Raw genomic sequence first — 15,730 nt, 5'->3', positions numbered from 1 at the left:
AAGGCCGGGCTCCTGATGGAGCCCGGCCTTTGTACATGAAAACCGGGAAGGGCAAGCCTGCGCTCAGTTTTCCTTCTTTTCTTCCTTGCGCTCGGTTTGCGTCTTGCTCACCAGCACCGCCCGACCCTTGAGCTTGTTGAGCGCCTGGGTCAGCTGGAAATCCTTGTCGGTACCAAACTCAGGCAACTTGCGCTCGGCCGCAGGCTTCTTGGCTTCTTCTTCCAGGCGCTTGCGGGCTTCTTCACGGGCCTTTTCACGGGCCTCGTCTTTTTGCTCTTCGCCCTGGCCGCTGCCCAGGTGTTTGTCCAGATCAGCCTCGCGCATACGCAGCGCGGCAAACACGTTGCCCTCTTCAGACTCGTCGATCATCACGTCGGGCACGATACCCTTGGCCTGGATAGACTTGCCGCTGGGGGTGTAGTAGCGGGCGGTGGTCAGCTTGATGCCTGTGTCGGGCCCCAAGGGCCGTACGGTTTGCACTGAGCCCTTACCAAAGGTCTGGCTGCCCATGATGGTGGCGCGCTTGTGGTCTTGCAAGGCGCCGGCCACGATTTCGCTGGCCGATGCGGAGCCTTCGTTCACCAGCACCACCAGGGGCACGGTCTTGAGGGCCGCAGGCAACCGGCGCAGCGGGTCGCTGCCGTTGCGGCGCATGTAAAACTCGGGCGATGCCTTGTAGGTGGCCTTGCTTTCGGCCAGCTGGCCGTTGGTGCTGACCACGGTCACGTTCTCGGGCAGGAAGGCTGCCGAAATCGCGACGGCTGCATCCAGCAAGCCACCGGGGTCGTTGCGCAGGTCCAGCACCAAGCCCTTGAGATTGGGTTCCTGCTTGTAGACGTCTTCCACCTTGCGCACGAAGTCTTCCACCGTCCGCTCCTGGAACTGCGATAGGCGAATCCAGGCATATCCGGGCTCCATGACCTTGCCCTTGACGGACTGGGTCTTGATTTCTTCGCGGACGATGGTGACAGGGAACGAGCGGTTTTCGTCCTTGCGGAAGATGGTGAGGGTGACCTTGGTGTTGGGCTCACCGCGCATGCGCTTGACGGAGTCGCTCAGCGACAGGCCTTTGACGGCGGTCTCGTCAATCTTGGTGATCAGGTCGTTGGTCTTGAGCCCGGCGCGAAACGCGGGCGAACCTTCGATGGGCGAGACGATCTTGATCAGGCCGTCTTCCTGGGTGATTTCAATGCCCACGCCCACAAACCGGCCCGTGGTGCCTTCACGGAATTCCTTGAAAGACTTCTTGTCGAAATACTGCGAATGCGGGTCGAGGCTGGACACCATGCCAGAGATGGCATCGGTGATGAGCTTTTTGTCATCCACCGGCTCCACATAGTCTGTCTTGACCAGACCGAACACTGCTGACAGCTGCTGGATTTCCTCCAGCGGCAGCGGTGTCATCGCCCCGCGCGCAACGGTTTGCAAAGACACCGTGGTGAGCGCACCGGCCACCACACCAACCGACACCCAGCCCGCAATTTTGAGTTTCTGGCCCATACAACACCTTTAACCGATTCAATATACACCTTGGAAGGGCCGCACCCGCTGCAGTTCCGCGCGGGCGCTCACTTTCGCAGGATCTGGTGGGTTTTCCCAGCAGATTTACACCGTCTTTACGCTGTTCCCTGCGAAGCCACTGCGGCGGCGGCCTTGGCAGCCGCTTCGGCATCGCCCAGATAGTAGTGGCGGATGGGCTTGAGGTTGTCGTCCAGCTCGTAAACCAGCGGAATCCCGTTGGGAATGTTCAGGCCCACGATGTCGTTGTCGGAGATGTTGTCCAGGTACTTGACCAGCGCCCGGATGGAGTTGCCGTGCGCAGCCACCACCACGCGTTTGCCCGAGCGGATGGCGGGCGCCATGGACTCGTTCCAGAAAGGCAGCACGCGGGCTACGGTGTCTTTCAGGCATTCGGTCAGGGGCACGTTCTCGGCCGCCACATTGGCGTAACGGCGGTCGCCGCGCTCGCTGCGGGGGTCGGTGGCTTCCAGCGCAGGCGGGGGGGTGTCGTAGCTGCGGCGCCATACCAGCACCTGCTCGTCGCCATACTGCTTGGCCATGTCGGCTTTGTTCAGGCCCTGCAGCGCGCCGTAGTGGCGCTCGTTCAGACGCCAGTCTTTGACCACGGGCAGCCAGGTGCAATCCATCTCGTCCAGGGCGTACCACAGGGTGTGGATGGCGCGCTTGAGCACGCTGGTGAAGGCCAGGTCGAACTCGTAGCCCTCGGCCTTGAGCAGCTTGCCGGCCGACATGGCCTGGGAAACACCGGTGGGCGTCAGGTCCACATCGGTCCATCCAGTGAAGCGGTTTTCAAGGTTCCAGGTGGATTCGCCGTGGCGGATCAGAACGAGTTTGTGCATGGTTTCCCTAGAAAGAGCGGGTCAAAACCTAACATTCTAAAATTGCTCTGTTCGCCAACCCAAGGAATCTTCGTGAAATTCATCATCGACAACTGGTATTTGCTCGTCGTGGCCCTCGCATCGGGCAGCATGCTGCTGTGGCCGTCGCTGCGCAGCGCAGGTGCTGGCTCGCTCACCCCCAACCAGGCGGTGCAGCTCATCAACCGTGAAAAGGCGGTCGTCATTGACGTATGCGAAGCCGAAGAGTTCGCCGCTGGCCACGTGGGCGGCGCCAAGAACGTGCCCCTGAGCCAACTCGAAGAACGCCTGCCCACCCTGGTGAAGAACAAGGCCGTGCCCGTGGTGCTGGTGTGCGCTTCTGGCGCCCGCGCCAACCGCGCCGTGGCCGTGGCCAAAAAGCTGGGCTACGACAAGGCTGAAGCCCTGGCCGGTGGCCTGAAGGCCTGGCGCGAAGCCAGCCTGCCGATTGAAAAAGCCTGACCTTCACCCCCTAAAGCAGGAGAGCCGCATGCAACCCGTGAAGATGTACACCACCGCCGTCTGCCCCTACTGCGTTCGCGCCAAGCAGATTCTCAAGTCCAAGGGCGTGGAGCAGATCGAGGAAATTCGTGTTGACCTCGACCCTGAGGCCCGCACCCACATGATGGAAATCACCGGCCGCCGCACGGTGCCGCAGATTTTCATCGGCACCACCCATGTGGGTGGTCATGACGATCTGGTGGCCCTGGACGGGCGCGGTGGCCTGATGCCACTGCTGGGCGCCGCTTGATTCCGGCCGCCCGGCCTGCCAGCGCTGCATAATGCAGCCCATGTGCCCGCTGCGGGAGCTGCTCCCCGGCGGGTTTTGTTTTGCAGCAAGTTTGTTTGAGCAAACGTAAATCGTAAGTAGAGAGACTTTGACCATGGCCGACCAAGACAACCCCCCCGTTTTCCAGATCCAGCGCGTGTACCTGAAGGATCTGTCGCTCGAGCAGCCGAACTCCCCCGCCATCCTGCTCGAACAAGAGCAGCCCAGCGTGGACATCCAGCTCGGCGTGGAAGCCGCGCCTGTGGCCGATGGCATCTACGAAATCTGCGTCACCGCCACCGTGCAGACCAAGATCAAGGAAAAGACCGTGTTCCTGGTCGAAGCCAAGCAAGCTGGGATTTTTGAAGTTCGCAACATCCCTGAAGACCAGATGGGCGCCATCATGGGCATCGCTTGCCCTCAGATCGTGTACCCCTACCTGCGTGGCAACGTGGCCGACGTGATCAACCGCGCTGGTTTCCCACCCGTGCACTTGGCCGAAATCAACTTCCAGGCCATGTACGAACAGCAGCAACAAGCCGCAGCGGCCGACACCGCCCTGGCCCAGTAAGCTGCACGCATCCTGGCAATTGCATAGGGATGAGGGGCCTTCGGGCCCCTTTTGCTTGATACGAGAGCGTAAGCAGCTATGAAAATCGTAGTACTCGGCGCAGGCGCATGGGGCACGGCCGTGGCCATGAGCGCGGCACAGCACCCGGCGGGCCACCAGGTCACGCTGTGGGCTCGCAACCCGGCGCAGGCCAGCGCCATGCAAACGCAGCACGAAAACACGCACTACCTGCCGGGCATGGCCTTGCCGCCCGCCTTGCAGGTGGCCAGCGGCGACCCGGTGTCTGCGTGCCACGGCGCCGACCTGGTCATCGTGGCCACCCCCATGGCTGCGCTGCGCGGCATGCTGACGGCGCTGCAAGGCCAAAGCATGCCCGTGGCCTGGCTGTGCAAGGGCTTTGAATCGCCCACCGGCGCACAGGCCGCTGATGCAGGCTTGCTGGCGCACGAGGTGTGTGCGCAAGTGGCGCCCAGCTTGCGTTCAGGCGTGCTCAGCGGCCCCAGCTTTGCACAGGAAGTAGCCCGCAACCAGCCCACGGCACTCGTCGCCGCAAGCGAACATGCCAGCGTGCGCGAAGCACTGGTCGCCGCCTTCCACAGCCCCAGCGTGCGCGTGTACGCCAACGAAGACATCGTGGGCGTGGAAGTGGGCGGCGCGGTGAAGAACGTGCTGGCGATTGCCACCGGCCTGTGCGATGGGCTGGCGCTGGGTCTGAACGCCCGGGCGGCCCTGATCACCCGCGGCTTGGCCGAGATGACCCGCCTGGGCCTGGCCCTGGGCGCGCGGCCTGATACGTTCATGGGTTTGTCGGGCCTGGGCGACCTGGTGTTGACCGCCACCGGCGACCTTTCGCGCAACCGGCGCGTGGGCATGCTGCTGGCCCAGGGTCACACGCTGGCGCAAGCGGTGGAATCTCTGGGCCATGTGGCCGAGGGGGTCTACTGTGCGCGCACCGTGGCGCAACGTGCACAAACGCTGGGGGTGGACATGCCCATCACCCGCGCGGTGGTGGCTTTGCTGGATGGCCGGCTGAGCCCGCCTGAAGCCGTGGCCACGCTGATGGGACGCGACCCCGCTACCGAGTTTGCAGACCGCGGCTGAACCCCACCCTGCTCCTCGCACACACAAAAAAGCCGCATGGCCTGCGCGAGCAGACGATGCGGCTTTTGCATTGGGCGGGCCCCTTCGGGGACTGTGCTCAGAACACGCCAAAAAGCATGAGCAAGAGCACGAGGGAAAGCGGTACGCCAAGCAACCAAAGAACGATAGGCATGGTGGGTCTCCTGTAAAAAGATTGGTCACTGAAATCAGTGCCTCCACCTTATTCGCCCACCGAGCGCCGCCTTGTGCGCCGGGGCAGCGCCTTCGCGTAGGCGGGTGCCTACCGCGCCGCGATCGTTACAGCCCCAGCTCCAGCGACAGCAACTCCTCCACCGTCTGGCGGCGGCGGATCAGGCGGTGCTCCGCGCCATCCACCAGCACCTCGGCCACCAGCGGGCGGGTGTTGTAGTTGGAGGACATCGAAGCGCCATAAGCCCCCGTGTCGTGGATCACCAGCAGATCCCCCACCTGCGCCGCAGGCAGGTCGCGCGGCAGCACCACGCCACCGTCGCCCTGGGTGAACACGTCTCCCGACTCGCACAGCGGGCCTGCCACCACGGTGGGCTGGCTCGCGCCCTGGCTGCCATTGCGGCGCAGCACGCTCATGGCGTGGAAGCTGCCGTACATCGAGGGGCGCATCAGCTCATTGAAGCCGGTATCGACCAGCACAAAGTGGTTGCTGCCCGCATTCTTGGTGGCACGCACCTCGCCCAGCAGCACGCCCGATTCGGCCACCAGGAAGCGGCCGGGCTCAATCTCCAGCCCCAGCGTGTGGCCCACGATGGCCTCGGCCTGCTGGCGTGCGGTGTTCCACAGTCCAAAGTAATGCTGCGTGTCGATGACGGGATCGCCCGCGCGGTACGGGATGGACAGGCCGCCGCCAGCCGAGATGGCATGCAGGTCATGCCCCGCCGCGTGCGCCGTGCGTACCAGCTCCACCATAGCGCCGCACACCTCGGCCAGGTGGCCATAGTCCACGCCCGAGCCAATGTGCATGTGCAGGCCCGCCAGCGTCAGGCCCTGCTCGCGGATGGTCTGCAGCGCCAGCGGCAAATCGGTGTGCCAGATGCCGTGTTTGCTGTGCTCGCCACCCGTGTTGGTCTTGTTGCTGTGGCCATGGCCAAAGCCGGGGTTGATGCGCAGCCACACCGCATGGCCCTTGGATCGGGGGCCCAACTGGCGCAGCATGTCAATGGAACCGGCGTTCACAGGCACACCGTGCTCCACCACGCAGTCGAGCGTGGCAGCGTCGAACAGGTCGGCGGTGAACACAATCTCAGACGGTTCGCCACCAGCCTTGAAGCCCGCTGCCAGCGCACGCAGAATTTCGCCGCGCGAGACGGCATCCACCTTCACGCCCTGCTCGCGCATCAGTTGGAGGATGTGGATGTTGGAGCAGGCCTTCTGCGCAAAGCGCACCGTGTCGAAGTTGGACACCTGCGCAATGCGCTGGCGAATCGTGGCCGCGTCATACACCCACAGCGGGGTGCCAAACTGGTCTGCCAGGGCCCACAACTGGGCGGGGGTGAAGGGGTTGGACATGGTGAAAACTCCGAAAAGCGCTGAAATCTGAAGAACCACACACCAGTCACGATGCGCAATGAATGGCGGCGATCATGCCTGCCACTCACCATTCAGTCCAATACCAAAATTTCCACCATCGATTCATTGCGGATATGCTTTTCGCATGAACTCCGCCCACCCACCCGCGCCAGCCCACCCAGATGCGCAAGCCGCCCTGGTGTCCCACCGGCACATCGAGGTGTTTCGCGCCGTGATGACGGCGGGCAGCGTGACCAGCGCGGCCGCCTTGCTGCACAGCTCGCAACCCACCGTGAGCCGCGAGCTGGCCCGGCTGGAGCAATTGCTGGGTTACCCGCTGTTTGAACGGCTGCAAGGCCGCCTGCGCCCCAACGCCCGGGCGCTGGCGCTGTGGGACGAGGTGCAGCGATCGTGGCAAGGGCTGGAGCGCGTGGTGGAGCGGGCCGTGGCCCTGGGCCAGTCGCACGAGGCGCAGCTTTCGGTGCTGTGCCTTCCCGCCCTCGCCCACGCCCTGCTGCCCGGTGCCATTGCGCGGATGCTGAAGGCGCAGCCCCAGTTGCGCGTATCCATCACCCCACAAGAATCACCGCTGCTGGAAGAATGGATGAGTGCCCAGCGCTTTGACCTGGGCCTGAGCGAACAGGCCGCCACGCCCCCCGGTGTGCAGGCCGTGCCGCTGCTGACGCTGGACGAGGTGGCCGTGCTGCCCGCCGGGCACGCGCTGGCAGCCCAGGCCGTGCTGCAGGTGCAGGACTTTGCAAACCAGCCGTTTGTGAGCCTGTCTGCCGACGACCCCTACCGCCGCCAGATCGATGCGCGCTTTGCCGAGGCTGGCGTGGCGCGCCAGTTGCACCTGCAAACCCACAGCGCCGTGGCCGTGTGCGCCATGGTGCAGCAAGGCCTGGGGCTGGCCATCGTCAACCCGCTCACGGCGCTGGCCATGGCGGGGTCGGGGCTGGTGGTGCGCAGGCTGGGGTTTTCCGTGCCGTTCAGCATCAACGCTTTGCTGCCGCTGTACCGCCCAGCCTTGCCCGAAGCGCAGCCGCTGCTGCAGTCCCTAGAGGCCCAAGCCCAGGAAGTGACCGCCGCACTGCAGCGCTTGCTGAGCCAGCCTGCGAATTGACGCGCCGAAAATTTTTAACAAAAAGTGCTTCTAGCGCTTATTGAGAAAGCGCAAGCAGCTACTATTTTGATAGCAAACTTATTCCTGGACGCACAGGGCCCAATGCCCCATCCACGCTGTTCGCAGACATAAAAAAACCGGCCTCCAGGGCCAATGCCAGTAAGTTAAGCAAAGGCCCTTCGGGGTCTTTGTTGTTTGTACAGTGCAGGCTTGATCAATTGAGCTTTGGCCATAGAGGTCAAGCGATAGCCAATGCTGCTGCAAGAGTACCTGAACGATACCCATGAGTTTGCGAGCCCCGAACAATGGGGTGTCGTTCAAAGCAACATACCCCAGCAGTGGATTGAACAGGCCTTGCAGATGACGGGTGTAGCCACGCTGCGCAAGCGGCGACTGCCCATGGAGCAGGCACTTTGGCTGGTATTGGGTGTGGCCTTGCTTAGAGACCGCTCCATCGTGAACGTGGCCGAGGTACTGGAGCTGGCACTGCCTGGGCAGCACAATGAACCCATCAGCTCCAGCGCGCTGAGCCAGGCGCGCCAACGGCTGGGCAGTGAGCCCCTGCAATGGCTGTTTCGCCACACTGCTGCCCATTGGGCGCACCAGCAGGCCGCTCGCCACCGCTGGCAAGGCTTGGCGCTGTACGCATTGGATGGCGTGGTCTGGCGTACCCCCGACACACAAGACAACCGCCAGCACTTTGGTTGCCAGCGCAACCACGCAGACCACCAAAGTCCCTTCCCCCTGGTGCGCATGGCCTGCTTGCTCGATGCCAGAGCTCGTTTATTGGTAGATGCCAGCCTGGATGCCTACGACACCAGTGAGTACGCATTGGCTGAACGCTTGTGGCCGAAGTTGCCGCCTGACTCGCTGGTGATTGTGGACAAAGGGTTTTACTCGGCAAGTCTGCTGTGGCCGCTGCAACACCGCCAGGGACGTCACTGGCTGATCCCTGCGCGTGCCGGACTCAGGGGCGAGGTGGTGCAAACGCATGGCCCTGGCGATGTGAGCTTGCGCATGAAGGTCTCGCCCCAAGCTCGCAAGAAAGACCCCGGCTTGCCGCTCACGTGGGAGGTGCGCGCCATCACCCGTGAACTCGATGGCAAACCCAGAACCTTGTTCACGTCCCTGATGGATCCGGCACGCTACAAGGCCGAGGAGGTGTTCGCGCTGTACCACGAACGCTGGGAGATTGAGCTGGCCTATGGAGAGATGAAGACGGACATGCTGGGCCAGGCGATGACGTTGCGCAGCCAGCAACCCGATGGGGTCAAGCAAGAGCTGTGGGCAACCTTGCTGATGTACAACCTGATCCGCTTGGAGATCACGCGCATCGCAGACGAGGCCAAAGTGCAGCCCTGTCGCATCAGCTTCATCACGGCGCTGCGCTACATCGTGGATGAGTGGCTGTGGAGTTCAGGATCACACACCCCTGGGGCCATCCCGGCCAAGCTTGCGGCCATGAGAAAGAACATCCGCCGCTTCGTGCTGCCGCCTCGCAGATCCCACAGGCGGTATCCGCGTGAGGTTCGTATGACCAAGACCCAGTATCCCGTCAAAAAAATGCCGCTCAGACTTAACTGAGCGGCATTGGCCTCCAGGGCCGGTGTGTGCAGGCAGCGCGGGACACCCCGCGCAGGGATCAGTACCGGCCGCCGCCGTAGCCGCCATTGCCGTAGCCCACATCGGCACGCTTGCTGGCAGTGAAACCGCCAGCGTTGTAACCGCCAGCGCCGCCACCGGCTTCACGGGGGCGGGCCAGGTTCACCACAATCGTGCGGCCATCTACGGACATGCCGTGCAGCGCATCAATGGCGGCCTGGGCGACCTCTGCGGAAGCCATTTCCACAAAGCCAAAGCCCTTGGAACGGCCGGTTTCGCGGTCTGTCATGACCTTGGCAGAAGAAACGCCGCCGAATTCGGCGAAGTTGCTTTGCAGGCTGGAATCGGTCACAGAGTAAGGCAGGTTGCCCACATAAATTTTGGTGCTCATGGAAATGTCTTTCTATAGAAAAGCGCGCAACGAAGGGCACGCAAGGGAGAAATGAGGTGGAAATCGGGGGCTGCGCTGCGATGGCCCAGCAGGCACGCAGCGAAGGGGCTGGTCAGCACACGGGTGGGCGGGACATGCACGCCTGCAACCAACCCTGGGTGACGGCAAACAGCCGGGCGATTTCGGGGGAGGCAAAGGTCTTGTCAAAGCGAAACACGCGGCAATAACCACCGTTGCTTTGGGAGCGCTGGACGGAGAACGAGGCGCGGAAGCGGCCGCAATCGGTCGGGTGTGTCGCGGGCGAAACGACGTACTGGCCCATGGAGATGGCTGTCTTGGAAATTGGGTGCATTCAGGGGAAACGCAAGCCCGGGCCGGGTTGCGTGAGCATCAAGGGATCACAGCTGGCTGCAGCTCTACAGTCCAACTGGGCGACAAGGATGTCGCAAAAGGCGGCCAGTGCGGGCGGCTGAAACCACCGGGCTGGCGTTGCAAGAACTGCGCGGAACCCGCGCAACGTCACTGCAATGGGGTGGAGTATATGGCTGTAAACATAAAAAGTCCAGCCAATATTCTCTAAAGTTTTAAAACGCCGTCCTCCCGCCCGTGCGGCGCGGCGTGCACCACCCGACTCAGCGGCCGCCGGTGATGCGCGGGGCACACTCACCCTGCGGCCATTCCCTGGACTTTGGCAGCCAGGCGCTGCTGCACGGCGGGCGAGACGAATTTGTCCACCTCGCCGCCCAATACGGCGATTTCGCGCACAAAGGTGCTGCTGATGAACTGGTACTTGTCGCTGGGGGTGAGGAAGACGGTTTCCACCTCGGGCATCAGGCTGCGGTTCATGCCGGCGAGCTGGAACTCGTAGTCAAAGTCGGTCACGGCACGCAAGCCGCGCACCATGGCCTTGCCACCACGCGCCACCACAAAGTCACGCAGCAAACCCGAAAAGCTCTCAACCTGCACCTGCGGATATTGGCGCGTAGCCTCGCGCACCATCTCGATGCGCTCTTCCAGGCTGAACAGGGTTTTCTTGTGGTGGCCCGCGGCCACGGCCACGATGACCTGGCCGAACAATTGGGTGGCTCTGCGCACCACGTCTTCATGGCCCAGGGTGATGGGGTCGAAGGTTCCGGGGTACACGGCGAGAACGTTGTTGGCCATGGCGGGTTGTCTCCTGTCTGGCGAAATGGGGCGTTGGCCGGGCATTCCCGGCCGCTGGGGCGCATTATGCAGTGCACTGCAACATGGGCGCTGCAATGCAAAGAAAACAGCCGCTAGCGCTTGATGGGTAAGCGCAAGCAGCTATCAAAACAAGAGCAATTACAGCGACCCCACCCGGCGCAGCAGGTGGGCATGCACCGCACCGGCCTTGAGGTGGCGGTGCACCGCCAAGCCCCAGACTGCCAGCTCTTCGTCGGCCCAGGCGCGGGGAGCTTCCAGGTAAATGAAGCCATCGGCTGCCACTGCCTGGGCCGCAGCCTGCAGGGCGGGGGTGAAGAAGTCGCTGTCAAAAGGCGGGTCGAGCAGCACCAGGTTCAGGCTGGCGGGCGCGGCTTGCTTCAGGGCCGCCACGCCATCGCCGCGCTGCACGCGCATGGCGGTGGCCTGCAGGCGCTGCTGCAAGGTGTGCAGCTGGGCAACCAGGGCGGCATCGCTTTCCACCAGTTGCACGCTGGCGGCGCCGCGCGAGGCGGCTTCAAACCCCAGCGCGCCGGTGCCGGCAAAGGCGTCCAGGCAGCGCCAGCCGCTCAGGTCCTGGCCCAGCCAGTTGAACAGGGTTTCGCGCACGCGGTCGGGTGTGGGGCGCAGGCCCGGGCGCTGGGCCACGGGCAGGCGGGTGCGCTTCCAGGCACCGCCGATGATGCGGATCTCGCCCGCGCCTTTGGGTGCTGCGGCAGCGGGCTTGTCTTTGCCCGTGGCCTTTTTGCCCGCCGGGGCAGCGGGCGCGGCGGCAGCCGCCTGGGCCTTGCGGATTTCGGCGTTGATGGCGCTGGTTTTGAGGGTGGAACGGCTCATGGCTTGCCCCCCACCACCACGGTGACCATGCGCTCGGGCTGCAGCTTGCGGGCCATGGCGGCGCGCACATCGGCCACAGTGAGGGCTTCAACCTTTTGCGTCCAGTGGTCCAGGTAATCGAGCGGCAGGTCGTTCCAGGCGATGTTGGCCACGTTGCCCAGCAGCTTCTTGTTGCTGTCGATGCGCAGGGCGAAGCCGCCGATCAGGTTGTCTTTGGCGGCACGCAGCTCGGCCTCGGTGGGGCCTTCGGCCACAAAGCGCTGCACCACATCGCGCGCCACCTTCACCGCCTGGGCGGCCTGGTCGGGCCGGGTTTGCAGGCCGATGGTGAAGGCACCCGCATGCAGGCCGCCCGCAAAGTAGCTGTAGACGCTGTAGCTCAGGCCGCGCTTTTCGCGCACTTCTTCGGTCAGGCGCGAAACGAAACCGCCACCGCCCAGGATGTGGTTGCCCACCAGCAGTGCCAGAAAGTCCGGGTCGCGGCGAGGAAAGCCGGGCTGACCGATGAGCACATGGGCCTGGGCCGAGGCAAAGGGAATGGCCTGCTCGGATGCGGCTTTGAGGGGTTCCACCTCGGGCACGGCAGGCAGGGGCGCGCAGTTGCCGCTGCTAGCGGGCAGACGGCCCAGCAGCTTGGCCACCAGCTCTTGCGCCTGCGTGCGGTTCACCGCGCCGACGATGCTCACGCGGGCGCGGCAAGCGGCCACCGTTTGGGCGTGAAAGCGCTGCATGTCGTCCACGGAAATGCGCGCCAGCGTTTCGGGCGTGGTGCGCTGGCCGTAGGGGTGATTGCCGTACACGGCGGCGGCGAAGGCCTCGCCCGCCACGGTAGATGGGCGGGTGGCGGCTTCGCGCAGGCTGGCGGACCAACGGGCACGCTCCCGCGCCCAGATGTCGGCGGGCCAGCTGGGCTCGGCCATCTGGCGGGCGGCCAGGCGGGCGGCGCGGTCCAGCAGGGGCGCGTCGGTCAATGAGCGCAGCGAATAGCGCAGCGCGTCGTTGTCGGCCCCGGCTTCAAAGCCAGCGCCCAGGTCGGCCCAGGCTTCGCCCAGGGCGTTTTCGTCCAGGGCGTGCTCGGCGCCCTGCCCTTCTTTACCGCCCTTGACGCCCTTGGACGCCATCAGCGCCACGCTGGCCGCCAAGCCGGCCTGCGCTGCGGGGTCGCGGCGGCTGCCGCCATCGAAGTCCACCTGCACATCCACCATGGGGATGACGGGGCTTTCGACCAGCCAGACCTTGGCGCCGTTGGGCTCCGTCCAGTGCTGGATGGGCAGCAGCGCCCAGGCAGATGGAGCATAAAAAATTACTCCAGCGCAGGCGCATAAAGCGCTAGCAGCTACTTTTTTAATAGCAATCATGTGACAAATCCTGGTCCGGTTCAATGGCGGGCGCCAGCAGCGGGCGCGGGGCGCTTGCGGGCACCTTCCAGCGGCTGGGGCAGCAGCGTGGCAATGGTGAGCTGGTCGTCGCCAAAATACTTGGCGGCCACGGCCTGGACTTCTTCGGCGGTGATGGTGCGCAGCAGGGTCAGCAGGCGCTCTTCGGCATCCAGCGGAAAGCCCTGCACCCAGTTGCTGCCCAGTTCCTGCGCCTGGTTCTGCACGGAATCGCGCTCGTACACGGTGGAAGCGATCCACTGCGTCTTGACGCGGGCCAGCTCGGCCTCGCTGATGCCCTCGCGGGCCACGCGGGCCAGCTCGGCGCGCAGTGCGTCTTCCACCTGCTGGGCGGTCTTGCCGCCCGCAGGCACGCCGGTCATCAAAAACAGCGCGGGCCCCCGCCCGGTGATCATGGCGGAGCTGCCTGCGCTGTCGGCCACGGGCTGCTCGCCCTGGGTCAGCGCGCGCTCCAGCCGGGCGCCGTCGTAGCCGCTGAACACGGCCGACAGCACCAGCAGCGCCAGCGCGTCGCGGTCGCTGGCCTGCAAATCCTGCACGCGGGTGAGGGATGGCACGCGAAACGCCAGGGCCACATAGGCCTGTTCGGCAGGTGCCTTCACGGCGATGCGGCGCAGGCCGCGCTGCTCCGGCTCGGTGCGGGGCTTGCGCTCGGGCACCGCGTGTGCGGGCAAGGAGCCGTAGTATTTCTCCGCCAGGGCGCGCACCTTGTCTACCTGCACATCACCGGCCACCACCACCACCGCATTGGTGGGCGTGTACCACTGGCGGTGGAAGGCGCGCACGTCGGCAGGTGTCATGGCGTCCAGGTCGCTCATCCAGCCCACCACGGGGCGGCGGTAGGGCGACGCGTTGAAGGTGGTGGCAAAGAGCTGCTCGGCCAGCAGGGCACGGGGCTGGTCTTCGGTGCGCAGGCGGCGCTCTTCCTTGACGACTTCGATCTCTTTCTTGAACTCTTCGTCAGGCCAGTGCATGTTGGCGAAGCGGTCAGACTCCAGCCGCATCACGTCTTCCAGCTTCTGGGCGGGAATCTGCTGGTAATAACCGGTGTAGTCGCGGCTGGTGAAGGCGTTTTCACGCCCGCCCAGGGCCGCCACACGGCGTGAAAAATCGCCCGGCGCCACGGTTTTGGAACCCTTGAACATCATGTGCTCCAGTACATGGGCCACGCCCGAGGTGCCGTCCACCTCGTCCATCGAGCCCACGCGCAGCCACACCATGTGCACGGCCGTGGGGGCACGGTGGTCCGGCTGCACGATGAGCTGCATGCCATTGGCCAGGGTGAAAAGCTGGGCGCCCGCCGCGTTGGTGCGCGGGTTGTCGGCCGCTGCCGCGCGCACTGGCGCGGCGGCCGTGGCCTGGGCCACAAGGGGTGAAGAACCCGGTGCAGCCACATTGGTGGCGGCCCCGGCGCTGATGCTGGCCCACAGGCCAAGTAGGGTGAAAGCGCGTTTCATAGAATGCAGTGATTCTAAGAACCCGCCAATGTTCAGTTTTTTCAAGAAAAAGCCCGCCCCCCCGCCCGCAGTCGCTGATGCCCCGGCACCAGCGCCCGCGCCCGTGACGCCCCCGCCTGCCACACCGGCCCCCGCTGAAGCCGCTGCGCCCCCTGCAGCCGCCGCCCCGGCCACAGGCTTTGGCTGGCTGCGCAACCCCTTCGCCGCCAAGCCACCCGCCAGTGCCCCTGCGCCCACGCCCGCCGTCGATGCCGCGCCCACGCAGCCAGCCCCGGTCGGCCCACCTGCTGCGGCCCCAGCGCCCGCCCCTGTTGCCGTAGCGGCACCGGTAGCGCACCCAGGGGTGCCAGCGCCTATCGCTGCGCCAGCGCCCCTCCCAGCACCAGAACCTGTTGCAGCCCCCGCCCCCGTGGCGGCAGAGCGCAAAGGCTGGCTTGACCGCCTGAAAGCGGGCTTGCGCAAGACCGGCTCCAGCATCGCCACCGTGTTCACCGGCACGCAAATCGACGATGCGCTGTACGAAGAGCTGGAAGAAGCCCTGTTGATGGCCGACACGGGCGTGAAGGCCACCCAGCACCTGCTGGAAGACCTCAAGCGCCGCGTGAAGGAAACCAAGACCACCGACCCCGCCGCCGTGAAGGGCCTGCTGGCTGATGCCCTGGCCGAACTGCTGCGCCCGCTGGAAAAAGCCCTGGTGATTGGCGAGCACACACCCACCGTCATCATGGTGGCTGGTGTCAACGGTGCGGGCAAAACCACGTCGATTGGCAAACTCACCAAGCACCTGGCCAATGAAGGGGCTAGTGTGCTGCTGGCCGCAGCCGACACCTTCCGCGCCGCAGCGCGCGAGCAGCTGGGCGTGTGGGCCGACCGCAACACCGTGGAAATCGTGAGCCAGGAAGGCGGCGACCCCGCTGCCGTGAGCTTTGACGCCGTGACCGCCGGCAGGGCCCGTGGCAAGGACGTGGTGCTGGTAGACACCGCAGGGCGCCTGCCCACCCAGCTGCACCTGATGGAGGAGCTGAAAAAGATCCGCCGCGTGGTGACCAAGGCCGACGCCACCGCCCCGCACGAGGTGCTGCTGGTGATTGACGGCAACACCGGCCAGAACGCGCTGGCACAGGTGCGCGCTTTTGACGATGCACTGCAGCTCACCGGCCTGGTGGTTACCAAGCTGGATGGCACCGCCAAGGGTGGCGTGCTGGCCGCCATTGCGCAGGAGCGCCCCATTCCCGTGTATTTCATCGGCGTGGGCGAGAAACTGGAAGACCTGGAAACCTTCAACGCGCGCGAGTTCGCGCAGGCCCTGCTGTCCTGATCTTTTGAGCAGCTACCGTGGCGCCCCGGCTGGCGCCACGGGTGCGCGCCGCCACAACGCTA

The 15,730-nt window shown here is 64.8% G+C and carries 16 protein-coding genes; 7 read left to right on the top strand and 9 right to left on the bottom strand.

Translation table 11 applies throughout. From position 1 onward, the window contains the following. Positions 1-63 precede the first annotated feature (63 nt). Both BDD18_RS13420 and gpmA read right to left on the bottom strand, forming a co-directional pair. A complete protein-coding gene (locus BDD18_RS13420) occupies positions 64-1,500 on the bottom strand; it encodes a S41 family peptidase (RefSeq protein WP_044399445.1) in 1,437 nt (478 codons plus the stop codon). A gap of 116 nt (positions 1,501-1,616) precedes the next feature. Next, positions 1,617-2,360: a 2,3-diphosphoglycerate-dependent phosphoglycerate mutase gene (gpmA, locus tag BDD18_RS13415; RefSeq protein ID WP_142083697.1), complete on the bottom strand. Its 744-nt coding sequence runs from the start codon at positions 2,358-2,360 to the stop codon at positions 1,617-1,619. A gap of 72 nt (positions 2,361-2,432) precedes the next feature. Here gpmA and BDD18_RS13410 point away from each other — a divergent pair, with 72 nt between their 5' ends. The 4 genes from BDD18_RS13410 (at position 2,433) to BDD18_RS13395 (ending at position 4,819) form a co-directional block, all read left to right on the top strand. Next, complete coding sequence (locus tag BDD18_RS13410) at positions 2,433-2,840, top strand: rhodanese-like domain-containing protein (protein WP_142083696.1); 408 nt, start codon at positions 2,433-2,435, stop codon at positions 2,838-2,840. A 28-nt stretch (positions 2,841-2,868) separates the two neighbouring features. Continuing rightward, positions 2,869-3,129: a glutaredoxin 3 gene (grxC, locus tag BDD18_RS13405; RefSeq protein WP_044399449.1), complete on the top strand. Its 261-nt coding sequence runs from the start codon at positions 2,869-2,871 to the stop codon at positions 3,127-3,129. A gap of 133 nt (positions 3,130-3,262) precedes the next feature. Then, positions 3,263-3,718 (top strand): protein-export chaperone SecB, encoded by a 456-nt coding sequence (gene secB, locus BDD18_RS13400; RefSeq protein WP_142083694.1) that lies wholly within the window; start codon positions 3,263-3,265, stop codon positions 3,716-3,718. Positions 3,719-3,796: 78 nt separating this feature from the next. Beyond that, positions 3,797-4,819 carry an NAD(P)H-dependent glycerol-3-phosphate dehydrogenase gene (locus tag BDD18_RS13395; protein WP_142083692.1) on the top strand — a complete coding sequence of 341 codons (1,023 nt, stop codon included), beginning with the start codon at positions 3,797-3,799 and terminating at the stop codon, positions 4,817-4,819. A gap of 297 nt (positions 4,820-5,116) precedes the next feature. On the opposite strand, the gene lysA is transcribed toward BDD18_RS13395, so the two are convergent. Then, a complete protein-coding gene (lysA, locus tag BDD18_RS13390; RefSeq protein WP_142083691.1) occupies positions 5,117-6,361 on the bottom strand; it encodes a diaminopimelate decarboxylase in 1,245 nt (414 codons plus the stop codon). A gap of 145 nt (positions 6,362-6,506) precedes the next feature. On the opposite strand from lysA, the gene BDD18_RS13385 reads away from it, so the two are divergent. Continuing rightward, positions 6,507-7,484 (top strand): LysR family transcriptional regulator, encoded by a 978-nt coding sequence (locus tag BDD18_RS13385; protein WP_142083683.1) that lies wholly within the window; start codon positions 6,507-6,509, stop codon positions 7,482-7,484. Positions 7,485-7,736: 252 nt separating this feature from the next. Further along, positions 7,737-9,068 carry an IS4 family transposase gene (locus tag BDD18_RS13380; RefSeq protein WP_125958944.1) on the top strand — a complete coding sequence of 444 codons (1,332 nt, stop codon included), beginning with the start codon at positions 7,737-7,739 and terminating at the stop codon, positions 9,066-9,068. 58 nt (positions 9,069-9,126) lie between these two features. Here the strand turns inward: BDD18_RS13380 and BDD18_RS13375 are convergent, their stop codons facing one another. The 6 genes from BDD18_RS13375 to BDD18_RS13350 all read right to left on the bottom strand — a co-directional run bounded on the left by BDD18_RS13375 (position 9,127) and on the right by BDD18_RS13350 (position 14,350). Further along, positions 9,127-9,477, bottom strand: a complete 351-nt coding sequence (locus BDD18_RS13375; RefSeq protein ID WP_142083682.1) for an RNA recognition motif domain-containing protein — start codon at positions 9,475-9,477, stop codon at positions 9,127-9,129. Between the two features lie 112 nt (positions 9,478-9,589). Then, complete coding sequence (locus BDD18_RS13370; RefSeq protein ID WP_370541244.1) at positions 9,590-9,829, bottom strand: hypothetical protein; 240 nt, start codon at positions 9,827-9,829, stop codon at positions 9,590-9,592. A gap of 311 nt (positions 9,830-10,140) precedes the next feature. Further along, complete coding sequence (gene coaD, locus BDD18_RS13365) at positions 10,141-10,641, bottom strand: pantetheine-phosphate adenylyltransferase (protein WP_044398053.1); 501 nt, start codon at positions 10,639-10,641, stop codon at positions 10,141-10,143. Between the two features lie 159 nt (positions 10,642-10,800). Then, positions 10,801-11,496, bottom strand: a complete 696-nt coding sequence (gene rsmD / locus BDD18_RS13360) for a 16S rRNA (guanine(966)-N(2))-methyltransferase RsmD (RefSeq protein WP_142083680.1) — start codon at positions 11,494-11,496, stop codon at positions 10,801-10,803. Further along, positions 11,493-12,854: a M16 family metallopeptidase gene (locus tag BDD18_RS13355; RefSeq protein WP_142083678.1), complete on the bottom strand. Its 1,362-nt coding sequence runs from the start codon at positions 12,852-12,854 to the stop codon at positions 11,493-11,495. The genes rsmD and BDD18_RS13355 overlap by 4 nt, the downstream gene beginning before the upstream one ends. Before the next feature lie 20 nt (positions 12,855-12,874). Then, positions 12,875-14,350 carry a M16 family metallopeptidase gene (locus BDD18_RS13350; RefSeq protein WP_142083676.1) on the bottom strand — a complete coding sequence of 492 codons (1,476 nt, stop codon included), beginning with the start codon at positions 14,348-14,350 and terminating at the stop codon, positions 12,875-12,877. Positions 14,351-14,378: 28 nt separating this feature from the next. Here BDD18_RS13350 and ftsY point away from each other — a divergent pair, with 28 nt between their 5' ends. Continuing rightward, positions 14,379-15,668, top strand: coding sequence for a signal recognition particle-docking protein FtsY (gene ftsY / locus BDD18_RS13345; RefSeq protein ID WP_142083675.1), 1,290 nt, complete (start codon positions 14,379-14,381; stop codon positions 15,666-15,668). The last annotated feature ends 62 nt before the right edge of the window (positions 15,669-15,730 follow it).

Origin of the sequence: Acidovorax temperans, from assembly GCF_006716905.1 — a bacterium.
In the GTDB taxonomy this organism is placed as follows: Bacteria; Pseudomonadota; Gammaproteobacteria; order Burkholderiales; family Burkholderiaceae_C; genus Acidovorax; species Acidovorax temperans.
Note: the sequence above shows the minus strand (reverse complement) of the source record. Positions and strands in the feature narration are given on the sequence as shown.

Bases quoted from the DNA above. Each gene is read 5' to 3' on its own strand.
- coaD (WP_044398053.1), bottom strand. From the start codon at position 10,641: ATGGCCAACAACGTTCTCGCCGTGTACCCCGGAACCTTCGACCCCATC.
- BDD18_RS13350 (WP_142083676.1), bottom strand. From the start codon at position 14,350: ATGAAACGCGCTTTCACCCTACTTGGCCTGTGGGCCAGCATCAGCGCC.
- BDD18_RS13355 (WP_142083678.1), bottom strand. From the start codon at position 12,854: ATGATTGCTATTAAAAAAGTAGCTGCTAGCGCTTTATGCGCCTGCGCT.
- lysA (WP_142083691.1), bottom strand. From the start codon at position 6,361: ATGTCCAACCCCTTCACCCCCGCCCAGTTGTGGGCCCTGGCAGACCAG.
- BDD18_RS13420 (WP_044399445.1), bottom strand. From the start codon at position 1,500: ATGGGCCAGAAACTCAAAATTGCGGGCTGGGTGTCGGTTGGTGTGGTG.
- BDD18_RS13380 (WP_125958944.1), top strand. From the start codon at position 7,737: ATGCTGCTGCAAGAGTACCTGAACGATACCCATGAGTTTGCGAGCCCC.
- secB (WP_142083694.1), top strand. From the start codon at position 3,263: ATGGCCGACCAAGACAACCCCCCCGTTTTCCAGATCCAGCGCGTGTAC.
- grxC (WP_044399449.1), top strand. From the start codon at position 2,869: ATGCAACCCGTGAAGATGTACACCACCGCCGTCTGCCCCTACTGCGTT.
- ftsY (WP_142083675.1), top strand. From the start codon at position 14,379: ATGTTCAGTTTTTTCAAGAAAAAGCCCGCCCCCCCGCCCGCAGTCGCT.
- BDD18_RS13395 (WP_142083692.1), top strand. From the start codon at position 3,797: ATGAAAATCGTAGTACTCGGCGCAGGCGCATGGGGCACGGCCGTGGCC.
- BDD18_RS13370 (WP_370541244.1), bottom strand. From the start codon at position 9,829: ATGCACCCAATTTCCAAGACAGCCATCTCCATGGGCCAGTACGTCGTT.
- rsmD (WP_142083680.1), bottom strand. From the start codon at position 11,496: ATGAGCCGTTCCACCCTCAAAACCAGCGCCATCAACGCCGAAATCCGC.
- BDD18_RS13375 (WP_142083682.1), bottom strand. From the start codon at position 9,477: ATGAGCACCAAAATTTATGTGGGCAACCTGCCTTACTCTGTGACCGAT.
- BDD18_RS13385 (WP_142083683.1), top strand. From the start codon at position 6,507: ATGAACTCCGCCCACCCACCCGCGCCAGCCCACCCAGATGCGCAAGCC.
- gpmA (WP_142083697.1), bottom strand. From the start codon at position 2,360: ATGCACAAACTCGTTCTGATCCGCCACGGCGAATCCACCTGGAACCTT.